This is a genomic window from Fictibacillus arsenicus, assembly GCF_001642935.1.
GTDB classification, from domain to species: domain Bacteria; phylum Bacillota; class Bacilli; order Bacillales; family Fictibacillaceae; genus Fictibacillus; species Fictibacillus arsenicus_B.
This window is the reverse complement of the sequence record NZ_CP016761.1, coordinates 3639279-3653038: the sequence shown is the minus strand read 5'-3', so window position 1 is coordinate 3653038 and position 13760 is coordinate 3639279. Positions and strand designations below refer to the sequence as shown.

Annotated in this window: 10 protein-coding genes; all 10 read left to right on the top strand. The window is 39.2% G+C overall.

Annotated features, from left to right (window positions below; all coding sequences use genetic code 11):
* Positions 1-217: 217 nt before the first annotated feature.
* The 10 genes from ABE41_RS18420 (at position 218) to ABE41_RS18375 (ending at position 13748) form a co-directional block, all read left to right on the top strand.
* A complete protein-coding gene (locus ABE41_RS18420; protein ID WP_066293555.1) occupies positions 218-1234 on the top strand; it encodes an NAD-dependent epimerase/dehydratase family protein in 1017 nt (338 codons plus the stop codon).
* Positions 1235-2299, top strand: coding sequence for a dihydrodipicolinate synthase family protein (locus tag ABE41_RS18415; RefSeq protein ID WP_066293553.1), 1065 nt, complete (start codon positions 1235-1237; stop codon positions 2297-2299).
* A gap of 64 nt (positions 2300-2363) precedes the next feature.
* Positions 2364-3602, top strand: a complete 1239-nt coding sequence (locus ABE41_RS18410; RefSeq protein ID WP_066293550.1) for a hypothetical protein — start codon at positions 2364-2366, stop codon at positions 3600-3602.
* 125 nt (positions 3603-3727) lie between these two features.
* Complete coding sequence (locus ABE41_RS18405) at positions 3728-5002, top strand: ABC transporter substrate-binding protein (RefSeq protein ID WP_066293548.1); 1275 nt, start codon at positions 3728-3730, stop codon at positions 5000-5002.
* 136 nt (positions 5003-5138) lie between these two features.
* Complete coding sequence (locus tag ABE41_RS18400) at positions 5139-6029, top strand: carbohydrate ABC transporter permease (protein ID WP_066294974.1); 891 nt, start codon at positions 5139-5141, stop codon at positions 6027-6029.
* Positions 6030-6039: 10 nt separating this feature from the next.
* On the top strand, positions 6040-6843 hold the full coding sequence (locus ABE41_RS18395; RefSeq protein WP_066293546.1) for a carbohydrate ABC transporter permease: 804 nt from the start codon (positions 6040-6042) through the stop codon (positions 6841-6843).
* Positions 6844-6864: 21 nt separating this feature from the next.
* Positions 6865-8643, top strand: coding sequence for an NHL repeat-containing protein (locus tag ABE41_RS18390; protein WP_066293543.1), 1779 nt, complete (start codon positions 6865-6867; stop codon positions 8641-8643).
* Entirely contained in the window at positions 8631-9647 is a 1017-nt protein-coding gene (locus ABE41_RS18385) for an alpha/beta hydrolase family protein (protein WP_066293542.1), read from the top strand. Before ABE41_RS18390 ends, ABE41_RS18385 begins: the two co-directional genes overlap by 13 nt.
* An 18-nt stretch (positions 9648-9665) precedes the next feature.
* Positions 9666-11063 (top strand): extracellular solute-binding protein, encoded by a 1398-nt coding sequence (locus ABE41_RS18380; RefSeq protein ID WP_066293538.1) that lies wholly within the window; start codon positions 9666-9668, stop codon positions 11061-11063.
* A gap of 81 nt (positions 11064-11144) precedes the next feature.
* Entirely contained in the window at positions 11145-13748 is a 2604-nt protein-coding gene (locus ABE41_RS18375; RefSeq protein ID WP_066293537.1) for a heparinase II/III domain-containing protein, read from the top strand.
* The last annotated feature ends 12 nt before the right edge of the window (positions 13749-13760 follow it).

The following is a 13760-nucleotide window of genomic DNA, read 5'->3' as shown; positions in this document are numbered from 1 at the left end:
CCCCCAAATCCACTAGAGATAATCGTGGATTTAGGGGATTTTTTGTGTGTATGTCTGATGTGGACATATTGAGTAGATTTGTAATTGTAAGGGGTCTGTCCCGGGTCTGTCCCCGGGACAGACCCCCTTCTTAAATTCTTAAGTTATTTTTGGTCCTATTTTAGACATCCCAAAATTTTTTAACATAAAAACAAGACTTAAGTGAAGGAGGAATTCTATGAAGAGTGTACACGAATCGGAAGACAAATTGTCTCGCCCGTCTGATCGACTCGTTGAAGAAGTCTCGAAGATGGACGGTGATATTCTTATTCTTGGTGTAGGCGGGAAAATGGGACCGAGCCTAGCTAAACTTGCGAAACGAGCAATAAACCAAGCAGGAGTCAGCAAAAAAGTAATTGGAGTGTCACGATTTTCAAAAGGCAATCTTCAGCAAGAGCTTGAAAATGAGGGAATTCAAACGATTGCTGCCGACTTACTCAACGAACAAGACCTGAACAAACTTCCAAAGCTTCAAAACGTCATCTACATGGCAGGAAACAAATTTGGCACTTCCGGCAACGAAAGTTTTACATGGGCGATGAACGCATATCTCCCAGGTAAAGTTGCTGAAACGTTCAAAGACTCAAATATAGTAGCTTTTTCTACCGGAAACGTGTATCCATTAACATCCGTAAATTATGGAGGCTCGACAGAATCTTCACAAACCAATCCGATTGGTGAATACGCTCAATCTTGTTTAGGCAGAGAACGTATTTTTGAGCATTTTTCCAAAACAAACAATACACCAACCCTAATTTTTAGATTGAATTATGCCATTGACCTCCGATATGGGGTACTGATGGATATAGCTGAATCTGTGTATCAGCAAAAGCCGATCAACCTTAGCATGGGGAATGCGAACGTCATCTGGCAAGGAGATGCCAATGACTGGGCGATACGATCACTAAATTATTGCTCATCACCTGCTAAAATCCTAAACGTAACAGGACCCGAAACACTCTCCGTCCGTTACGCAGCAGAAGAATTTGGCAAGCAATTTAACAAAGTTCCAATCTTTATAAATGAAGAATCTGATCGATCGCTTTTAAGCAATGCAGCACAAGCATTTAAGATGTTTGGCTATCCTTCGGTCACTCTAGCTGAAATGATTGATTGGACAGCAAACTGGGTGAAGCAAGGAGGAGAAACACTGAACAAACCTTCTAAATTTCAAGAACGGGAGGGGGCTTTTTAAGTGACTGAGAGATTATCGTCTGCCATAAAAGATCGGCTTCATCAGGGCGTGGTCATTCCAGCACATCCGCTAGCTCTCCATGAGGATCGAACATTAGACGAAGAACATCAGCGTCTTCTAACTAAATATTACCTGGCTAGCGGGGCTGGTGGAGTTGCAGTGGGAGTACACACTACACAGTTTGAAATCCGCTTGCCACAACACAATTTATACGAAAAAGTTCTGTCGCTTGCATCAGAAGAAATCGCCAACAGCTCTCAAAAAGATAGTTTTATCAAAATTGCAGGGATATGCGGCGAAACGGAACAAGCAGTACAAGAAGCTAACCTAGCCCTAAAACACGGTTATCACCTTGGTCTCCTAAGCATGGGAGGGCTTCATCACTATTCGGAAGACCAGCTCCTTCAACGAACAAAAGAAGTGGCAGCAATCATGCCGGTGTTTGGCTTTTACCTTCAGCCTTCAGTAGGAGGAAGAATATTAAGCTATGATTTTTGGAAAGCCTTCTGCGAAATCGATAATGTGATGGCTATTAAACTAGCTCCTTTTAACAGATACCAAACGCTTGATGTCGTAAGGGCAGTGTGTGAATCTTCTCGTTACGAGGAAATTGTACTTTATACCGGAAATGATGACAATATCGTCGCTGATCTTCTTACAACCTATCGATTTAGAATAAATGATGAGTACCGTGAAAAAGAGATTGTAGGAGGTCTTTTAGGTCATTGGGCAGTGTGGACGAATCAGGCTGTAAACCTTCTTCAACAAATCAAAGAAAGGAAAAAAAGCACATCTGAGTTTCTTGCAACCGGAATAGAAGTAACGGATTGCAACGCTGCTTTTTTTGATGTGAACAATCAGTTTAAAGGATGCATTGCAGGAATTCACGAGGTACTTAGAAGGCAAGGTCTATTAAAAGGCATATGGTGTTTAAATCCTGAAGAAAAATTATCAGAGGGGCAAAAAGAGGAAATTGACAGAGTTTACACCATGTACCCTCATCTGAATGATGATCAATTCGTACAGCGGCATATAGAATCGTGGAAATCAAAGGTAAATTATTAAAAGGAATTCAACAATAGAAGCCGAACTTACCAAATAGAAGTCTTACACTATCGGAGAGTTTGGTATGGATAACTATACAAAAATATCAATTGGTCTATTTGGGGACTCTTATATGCTGAACCAAATTAGACTCATTATAAAGCAATTTCCATCCTTTGATCCTTTTTATTTTGAATGTCATGCAGAGAATATTAAGGACTCTTTATTACATTCAGATGCAAGTTTAGAAGTCGCATTATTATTTGACTATGATTCTTTTTTGAAAGTGAATGATTTAGATTTTAGCTTTCCTGTACACTTTTTATATCCTTCAGCTTCTAGCCTTTATCGAATTCTATACATGAATGCAAACATACTGGATGCCGTTGATGTGCTATCGGTGGACTCTTTAAGTGAACCGCTTATAAAAAATCTTTTAAAAGAAACAGCATTTTTAGGTGAATTAAAAATGGCATCTTCAACATCTGCCACAAATGAACCCTTGATTCACCAGCATATGGTCAACATTGATGGTTTTAACTATCCAATGGTTCTAACGGCAAGCAAAAGAACTTTTTTCGGGCTAACCGAAACCCCAAAAAATTTTATTTATCCAACAGATCAGGATATGATCGTTGCACTGGAGCGAGCTCTTCTTTCGACTGAAACACGCCGAAAAAAAGAGCATCAAGCAGTAGTGGGGAGCATTCGATTACAAAAAGGAGAACCGCAGCTTTTAGAAAAGCTAGCAAATCTTGTTGATGGTCATCTCGTAAAAGCACATAACAATTATTTTGTACTTACCTCTAAAAGAGGGATTTTTGAAAGAGTTACGCAAGGCTACAAATATCTTCCGCTCATTTCAGGCAATGAAGATGCGGTGATTCATATGGGAATAGGGTTTCATGCCTCGCACAAACAGGCTGGAGCATATTCGAAGATTGCTTTGGAACACGCTTTAGCCTTTAAGAAAAGTGCCTGTTATGTCGTAAGGGAAGACCAATCTGTATTTGGCCCTATTGCTTTTGGTTCACCAGCGACCTATCACACGATTGTAACGAACGCGGATGCCATAAAGGAGGCCAAACAAGTTGGAATGACGGCTGTCCACATGGATCGACTTAAAGCCTTTTTATCCCGAAAAGAATCTGTTCACTTCACTGCAAATGATTTTGCAAATGTTTCAGATATAACATTAAGAAGTGCTCATCGTATTCTATTAAAATGGCAAGATGCACAATTAGTTGAAATTGCCGGACAAGAAAAAACAAGTTTTAGAGGAAGACCAAAAGTTATTTACATGTTTAAAGAAAGGACAAATTAATTTTCGGAATATATTGACTATTGTGGAAGTATTTATTATTATAAATACAGGTCATATACATGTATTTATTTATCTTCTCACCACCTTAGTCAGTCCTAAACCATTAAAAATTAGGGGGAAAAGCGATGAAACGCAAGGTAATACTTAGTTTGTTTTCAATGCTGTTAATGCTATCTGTATTTTTAGCTGGTTGTTCTGATAAAGAATCAGCAGGTGGTTCCTCAGATGAAAAGGTAAAACTCAAGATATGGTCCCACCCTTTTATGGGAGGAGATGATATTGGTGGAGAAGAAAAAGTCTTTTGGGACAATGTAATTTCTAACTATGAAAAAGAGAATAAAAATGTAGAGATTGATCTTCAAATCCTGCCTTGGGCAAACCGTGAAGAGAAAATCCTTACAGCTTTAGCTTCTAAAAACGGACCGGATGCTTTTTATTCAATTCCTGACCAGCTAGCACAATATGTATCTATGAATATCTTAGCTCCTGTAAATGATCACGTTGATAAAGCTACTTTAGAAGATTATAACGAGTCTGCATTAAATGTTGTAACGTATGACGGGAAGACGTACGGACTTCCGATGCTGAACAGTGTTATGACATATTACTATAACCTGGACCTTATTAAAGCGGCTGGCGGAGACCCTGATAACCTGCCGAAAACATGGGATGAGCTGGAAGCCTTAGGACCAAAACTGAAAGAACAAGGAAAGTTCCTCATTAACTTCTCTGGCGGAGGAACGCCAAATATGAGTATCTATCCGTTTATCTGGCAAGCGGGTGGAGACATTATCAACAAAAAAGGCGAAGTGATGGTGAATAGTCCGGAATCAGTAGAAGCCTATGAATATATTAACAGCCTTTTCAAAGCGGGTTATCTATCAAAAGATACAGCGACTGAAACAGATGGTGGGATCGCGAACTTCATGGCTGGTAAGCTTGCGGTCTTAATGTATCCAAACAACTTCGTACCTGCAAACCGAGACAAAGATTTAGGGTTTGAATGGGGAATTGGCCCAATTCTTGAAAATAAAGAACAAGTGACGTATGGCACGACAGGAAGCTTTGTTGTTCCAACGTCTAGTAAGCACCAAAAGGAAGCGGCAAAGTTCATCGAGTACTTAACAAATACAGAAAACATGAGCGCATTCTGTAAGATGGCTGGATATATCCCGCCAAGAAAATCTGCTGCTGATATCTATGAAGGGGACGAATTAATGTCCAAACTTGTAGAGCAAGCAAAAGTAGCGAACGCGGGTGTGCTTCACCCTGTTGGAAGAAAAATTGGACCTGATGTTCAATCCAGCTTCCAAAAGGTACTTTTAGGAGAATCCTCACCTAAAGATGTGATTAAAGCACTTGAAGAGAAGATTCAAGCAACTATCGACCAAGAAGGCTAAATAAATTTAAGGCTCGGGACAGATAAACATCGTTTTATCTGTCCTGTTTGCTAAACCTCAAGGAGGGAAGGCGTTGGCACAACCAGCAGTTGATCTTAATCACCCAAAACACAATCAGCCTCAGAATAAACCATCCATGTCAGTTCAATTAAAAAAGTCATGGAAGAAGAACAAATTAGTCTATTTTGTTTTAATCCCTGTCTTTATTCATTTTGCAATATTTCAAGGGTTGCCGCTGATTGGCAGTTTATTTTTAAGCTTCATGAACTGGCCGATCATCGGTGAACCGAAATTTATAGGGCTGGCAAACTGGAAAGCCGTTTTACATGATGAAATGGCGTGGCAGTCCTTATATAACACAACACTTTTTACTCTGTATTATGTTGTGCCCACAATGGCGTTAGGATTGATCCTCGCATCCTTTTTACATATGGGATTATGGGGAGGGAAATTTTTTAAGGGAGTTTTCTTTTTACCTGTAGTAACGTCATTTGTTGTTATCGCTGGCATTTGGGCGTGGCTTTTTAACGGAAATGATTACGGTGTTGTAAATTATGTTCTTTCGTGGTTTGGTTTTGAATCCATAAGCTTTTTTTCAAGTAAGAAACTTGCGCTGTTAACACTCGCTTTTCTAAGTGTGTTTAAAGTAGCGGGAAGCACGATGATTTATTATTTGGCGGGATTGAATTCAATTCCGCGTCATTTGTACGAATCAGCTTCCATTGATGGTGCAACGGGATGGAAATCATTTTGGCTGATCACCTTTCCGTTATTAAAGCCGACTCATTTTTATGTAGCGATCTTTACAACGATCGGGTCATTCCAAGTCTTTGACTCTGCTTATCTCTTAACAGGAGGCGGCCCAGACTACTCTACAACGACCATTGTTTATTACATGTATACAGTAGCTTTTACATCATTAAGACTCGGTTATGCGAGTGTACTGGCTTACATTTTATTTATGATTATACTCGTGATTTCACTGATCCAAAGAAAGTACTTTGGAAAAGAAGTCAGCTATTACTAGGGGTGAGATTTTGAAAAAAGCGATTATTTACGTACTTGTATCGATAATAGCCATTTGCTTCTTTGCCCCTTTTGTCATCATGATTTCGGGCTCTTTTAACGATCTTGAATTGTTTGTTGCTGATCCGCTGTTTTGGCTTCCTACAACACCGACATTAGAAAATTACGTTCAAATATTGATTAATGAATCCTTCCCGAGATGGTTCATGAACTCAGTTATTATTACGATCATTCCGGTAATGACGCAAGTTTTCTTTTGTACATTGATTGGATATATCTTCGCGAAAAAGCAGTTCAAAGGCAAAGAGGTTATCTTCTGGTCACTGCTAGCGATGGTTATGGTTCCCCGTCAGCTTTTAATCATCCCGAACTATATTCTTTATAACTATCTTGGCTGGATTGATACGTATCTTGTTTTCATCGTTCCTGAACTATGGACGATAATGGGCGTATTCTTGATCAGGCAGTATCTTCAATCTATTCCGAAAGAGCTTGAAGAGGCAGCTTGGATGGATGGAGCGACAGACCTGCAGATTTTCTTTAAAGTCATCATGCCATTATCGAAGCCAGCGATGGCAACCATTGGAACATTTGCATTTATCGGTAACTGGAACGATCTATTTTCACCGTTGATTTTTACAACATCTGAAGAGATGTACCCATTAACGGTTGGATTAGCGACTTTGCTTGATAAAACAGGAAACTTTGGGCTGCAGATGGCAGGAGCTACCTTATCCTTTATCCCGACATTTTTAGTTTTTATCTTCTTCCAAAAGTATTTTACAGAAGGGATTTCATTATCTGGTTTGAAATAGATGCGCAGGTAAGGTGATGATATGGAGACAGTTAACACCGTTTCACTGGGAATACCGGTAAACGTATTGGAAAATCGAACAGCCGCAATCTGTATACGGAATGAAGTCCCTTACTTGGTTATGGCAGCAAAAGGGTTAGTATTATCCGTTAACCTCGATAATCATCATGTGAACCAGTTAGATTTTCCTGATCAAGTGAAAGGTGAATATCCTTATGATTCCTGCAGTGATGGTTCAGGTCTGTTTTACACGGCTGCAGGAAATACAATCTTAGTTTTTGATCCTGATGAAAATAGCTGGTTCGATATGCAAAAACATCCTTTGCATAGTGAAGAAATTGCAGGGATTAGTATGACGGCGTCACTGAAAAATGTTTATTTTAGTTCTTATCCAGGAACATATTTATCTCAATATGATCCACAGTATAAAAAGTTGACCATACTTGATCAGCTAGACGAAACAGAGATGTATACAGGTTCAATGGCAGTTTGTAAAGACGGCTGGATATATGCCGGCATTGGGACACAGCGAAAGGATCTTGTTGCGTACCACCCTGAAAAAAGTGGAAAATATACTTTTATAAAGGATGATGAGAGAACCACCGGATATGGTTTGATCTTTCAAACGATAGACGGAAAGGTGTACGGAAGTGATGATGCTAATCATGAGGAGGCAAATTGGTTTTCGCTTTCAGACGGGAAATGTACTCGTATAGAGCAGCCTAAGAAGTTGAAGCTTTCTACGCAAGGATCAGGATTTCATCGGATCAAAAACGCACATTTACTTGATAAAAAGGTTACGTACAGCCTTCCAAGTAAGCGGTTTACGATAAACGATCAAACGTATTCATTAGATTATGAATCGACTGGAGCTGATCTTTCCCCGGTAACGAAATACAACGGACATGTGATAGGTACATCCAATCATCCGCTAAGGCTTTTTTCGTTTAAAGGAAAATTTATGGTTTATCCGGAACAAACCATTAAATATGGTGGAGGCGGCAATATATGCACATATACACAATGGGGAGATGCTCTTTACGGAGCAGCTTATGCAGGAGGTCATATCCATAAGCTCCTGCAGCAGCCAGATGGCCGTTTAGCGGTTGATTATCTCGCTTCAGTTCCGCAGATATATAGACCAAGGGCATCAGCTATTCTGAATGACCAGTCATGTATTGTTTTTGGAGGTTTTGGTGCTTATGGCACCGTAGGCGGAGGCCTTGCCATACTTGACCCCATAACCGAAAAAATAGATGTGTGGGAGAATCATGATCTTGTGCAAGGTCAAAGTGTGATTGCTCTTTCTCCTTATGAAAAAGATTATGTTGTTGCTGGAACGAGCGTTGAAACACCAGGGGGAGCAAAACCGATTACCAACACGGCTGCTATTTTATTACTCGATATTAAAAGTAAAAAAATCTTAGATCGAATGCCGCTTAAAGGTATTAGAGAAATTGTTCAGCTTTCAATCTGTGAACAAGGGTTTCTGCATATTGTAACAAGTTGTTCTCTTTATATAGTATGGGATCTTAAAAATAAGAAGGAAATGTATCGAGAAAACTTACAGCAATATGGTCATATTGTTAGAGAAGGTATGATAAAAAGAAAAGAGAATCGCTTTGTCCTTGTTTTTTCAAAAGCGATCATAGAGGTAACCGATACGAATATTAAGCTGCTTTATCCATTAAAGCAGGAAGCAACCATGGGTGGCACGATTATAAACATACATCTTTATTACGCGAGCGGCACAGCGCTTCATCGGCTGCCTTTGGAAAAGGATTTGTCATGTATCGTTTGAATGATCTAAACAACAACCCATTGCCGAGCCTGATTACCGAGAGTACAACAAAAAGCGAATGGCAGCAAAAGAAACAAAAAATAAAAGCAAGCTGGCTGTCCTATTTAGGAAAGATATCCTATCCTCCTGCAAAAATAGAGTGGACTACAATCAAAGAAACGGAAAAAGAAAACTATATAGAGAAGCTGATCTCCTATCAATCAGCAGATGGAGATTATGTACCGGCTCTTTTATTAATACCTCGGAACTTGAATGAATCTCGGCCAGGCATCATAGCGCTTCATCCTACTGATGAAAAAGGAAAAACCGATATCGCTACAGAATATGGAAGAGAAAACCGGTTGTATGCATTGGAACTTGTAAATCGAGGTTTTACCGTACTTGCACCAGACGCCATTACAGCAGGCGAACGAGTCAAAAAAGGTGAAAGCTCTTTTCATACAAAAGCATTCTATGAAAAACATCCCGATCAAACAGCGGTTGGAAAAATGCTGACTGATCATATGTATGGTGTAAGCTTGCTTCAACAGCTGCCTGAGGTTAATTCCAAAAATATAGGAACAATCGGTCATTCTCTTGGCGGGTACAATGCCTATTTTCTGGCAGGATTGGATGAGCGGATTAAATGTGTCATATGCAGCTGCGGGTTTTCTACTTTCAAAGGTGATCCAGAAAAACACCGTTGGGGAAAACGTGAATGGTTTTCACACATCCCCAAGCTGAGTGAAGATATTAATCAGGGGCAAGTCCCTTTTGAATTTCATGAAATTGCTTCATTAGTGGCGCCGATTCCATTTTTCAACTGGATGTCGTTTAACGATCATATTTTCCCACACTATGAACCAGCGATTGAATCAATGAAACTAATAGATGATTTATATCATTGGCTTGATGAAAAAGGTAAGTTTATTCAACTTTGCGGAAATAACGGACATGATTTTCCCGAATTTATAAGAAAGATGGCGTATGAATTATTAGAGGTACATTTAAACGCCAATAATTAATGTTTGGAGAGAGCTGTATTGCTAAGAAAAAGAGATGATTTTCAAGAGAAATATCAATACTATACAAAAAAATTACGAAATGAAATCCTAAGCGGGAACATAAAGCCCGGAGAATTTATTCTCCCAGAAAACACGCTGTCCCAAGAATTTGAACTAAGCAGGGTATCGATTCGAAAGGGATTAGCTGAGTTGGTTGAAGAAGGCTTAATTGAAAAGATTCCAGGTAAGGGAAACCGTGTCGTTCTCAAGGAAAATCAAAATAAACAAAGCATTAAATTAGCATGGTTCTCAACTTCATATGAAATAGAAGTAGTAAAAAAAATGATCGCGTTATTCGAAGAGAGAAATCCTTTCGTAAAAGTAGATTTGGAGATATATCCAAACGATAGCTATGCAAAAACGATTCTTTCCCGGATTGAAAACGGATATGGGCCGGATGTGTTTATTCTCTCTGATTATCATTTCCGTGATGTGGCGGAGCTGAAAGGAACAGACCTTTTAGAAGAATATAAACCTTCGAAATTTGAAACGTATGACGCAGTAACAAGTATGTTTACGCATCAAAACAAACAAAAAGCAGTTCCATTCGTCTTTTCACCCGTGGTGATCTGTTATAACAAAGATCTTATTCAGCCAAAGAAACCTGTCATCCAGACATGGCAAGACCTGCTTCATGTTTCGAAAGAGAGCACAGTTGTGAAAAATGACGATATCGTTGAGGCATTTGGCTTTTGTTTTTCATCAGCACCAAACAGGTGGCCAGTATTTTTATTGCAGAATAGCGGGGGATTTAGAAAAAGCGGTAAATCCGTCATTCAGCAAAAAGAAAATATAGAAGCTCTTCAATATTGTGTAGATCTGATGTATAAACACAAAGTTTCACCTGTCTTTACACACGGAAGCAATCAGCTTGCAGAGAATCTTTTTATGAAGAAACGTGCGGCGATGATTTTAACAACCTATTATTTTATGAATGAATTCAAAGATTGCGGATTCGACTGGGATGTTATGGAGCTGCCGAAACAGAAAGATGCCGCCACTCTTCTCTTAGGTGGAGGACTCGGGATCAATGCTGAGAGCTCTTATAAAGAAGTCGCTAAATCACTAGTCGATTTTATGGTAAGTGATGAAGCACAAACCATGATGAAGAAAAACATGTGCACCATTCCGGCTTCTCGTAAGGTCGCAGAGAATAAGGAATTGATTAATAAAAAGATTCATCCTGATCATTATCATGCGTTTATTGAATCAATGAACTCCGCTATTCCGGTTAAAGATCTCGAACTTTCTCAAGCAGAGATCATTAACATTCAATATGAACTTCATCTGTTGTGGGCAAACATGGAAAGACCTGATGAGGTTTGCAGCAGATTGCAGCATTTACTGGATAGCAAGACCCTGACATCTGTGAAATAAGGCAATGTTCCCCCTTCATTGCCTTTTTTCTATACTTTTTCGCATACAAGTAAAATACACGTCTACAAGGAGGTGTGTTACATGATCAAACAGCTCTCAAGTCCAAGGTTGTTTTTTACGAATGAGGAACTCTGCACGATAAGGAATCGTTTAACGAGCAGTGATCCGAATCGAATGAATATAAATTTTCAAGCGATCGGGGAGAACTTCTTCCAAGAAGCGAATCAATACTGCAACGAATATCGATTTACGATTACATATCCAAACGCTCCTACTATCATCACGATGAACTATCCGATTCAGATCAGCGATATTCTTAGCCTTGATGATCCCCCTGGATATACAGAATATCCGTTTTGGACCCAAGTTTCGCTTCATGTTAAAACAAGGCTAGAAACACTCACAAAAGCATACTGCCTTACTAATCAAAAAGAATACTTGGAAAAGGCTAAAGATATTCTTTTATCGCTCTGCCGGTTTGAAAGATGGTTTGAATTCCCTGCTAAAAGTGCGTTGTGGAGTCTGAGCCTTCCGATTATTACGATGTGTGTCTCTTTTTCGTACGATCTTCTTTATCACGAACTATCTTCAGATGAAAAAAACATTGTAGAGGATTCGATCCAAGAAAAGGGATTGAAACCACTGCTTAAATTATTTGGTGCCTCTGATCAGCACAACATCTTTGTTGCCGGCATGTCAGCTATGATGATTGGGGCTCTATGTCTTAAGGGACGAAAAGAAGACATGGATGTGTATGTGAACGAAGCTGAGCGTTACTTTTCGAACTACTTAGACGCGAAACTCAACCGTCGTGAATCAGAGGGACTGCATTATGATACGGTCGCACTTCATAACATCGTGAAGGCGTTGTATGCAAATTATCGGATTACTGGCAATTCATTGATCCACCATCCTTATTTAACAAACGATATTTTAAATCAAATTTTTTATTTTCAAGGATGTGGTAATCAAGCAACTTTTGCTAACTTTTCTGATTCCTACACCAATTTAGATGTAACCAGTCTGCTTGTGCTTTTATCCAATACGTGTAAAAGTCCAATTTTGTATGACTATTTAAGGAAGCATGCTTATTGGTCTGAAGATGTTCTTTTTTATTTGAAGAATGCAGATGAATATGCTGCTTCACCAGATGATATAGAAGATTTTCCAACCTCTAAAATATTCCCATCGATAGGGTGGGCTGCTCTTCGATCTGGCTGGAAGGATCATACCCACATGCTTGGGTTCACATCGAGTCCTTCTGAACGAGATCACAATCATCTTGACCAAAATAATATTACCGTGAACGTTTCAGGGGAGTGGCTACTGACAAATCCGGGTTATCAAGATTATGTCCCCGGACCGAGACGTGACTTTACCCTTGAAACTATCGGTCATAACTGCATGCTCGTAAATGGAAAAGGGCAAACCACGTTAGGAAAAAGCTCGATAAAACAGTCTTTGCTATCTTCTTTTTTTGAGTATGTAGAAGGTTCTTCTGAGCATGTATATGAAATCCCCTTGATTTGGAATCGAAAAATATTTCACATCAACAAGACAAACTATCTTGTAATTGATGATGTGGTCAGCGATCAAAACGAAAATCTTACGTATTTGTTTCATTCGTTAGGTCAATGGATTGAACAAAGCCAAGTGTCATATAGGCTTTATGGCGAGAATCATGGATTGGATCTCAAGTTTTTACATCCTAAGTTAGTCTCAAGTGAACTGAAGGAGTTTGAAGGTGCAGAGTCCTATGGAAAGTATCTTGAACTCTCAGTGAAAAGCCAGGAAGGACCAACGATATCTTGGATTAACCCTTTATATGGAAAGGCAGAAGAGGGAACTTGTTCGTTTATCAATCTGCCCGTGAAATGCAAGACAGACAGGCTGTTGGAAAGAAGGGCAGCAAACTATCCCTATGTCTATTTTCATTCGCAGAAAATTGAAGATCAGATTTCGTTTACCTTTTCCTGTGATAGTGAAGGGGATTACTTTCTTTATTACCGCCCTTATTTGAGTCATAAGCAAGGGGTTTATGAGATAGAGGTGAATGGCAGTATTGCCGCAACAATAGATGGGTATTACGAGTTTGAATTGCATGGGGCTATTCATGATTTAGGAAAACATCCGCTTAGAAAAGGGAAAAATACGATTTCGTTTCGTGTAATCGAGAAAAACGATAAGTCTAGTAATTACCATATGGGCATGGCTGAGTTTTTTATAAAAAAGGAACCACTGTCTGACTTAGTAAGATTTCAAAATGAAAAGTCACCACCTCATGTGAAGAGAACTGATGAATTAATCATTTTAAACTGGAAGGATCGTTCAACAAACACGCTTGTTATTAATCTATTAAACAGCCGTTTAAATGTTGGTAAAGATTATACGGATGCGCATTATTTCTATCAAAACAAAAACAGATGGGGGTGTATTAACGGCAGTTATTTATTAAACAATGAAATTTGGCTTGTCTCTAAAGAAGCTTGTTCATTTGCCATTGAAAAAGATGGAGATCTTCATACCATTTGGATTTCTTCAGGCACGCAGCAGCAGATCTACCTAGCGGCTAAGGGGACAGTGCAATCGGTGAAGGTAAACGAAAGTTTGATTGATGTTAAGAATTCGTCTGAACTGCGTCTTGTGATTGATAAAGGAGAACACCAAATTCAGTTAAGAATATAGGAGGATTTAAAC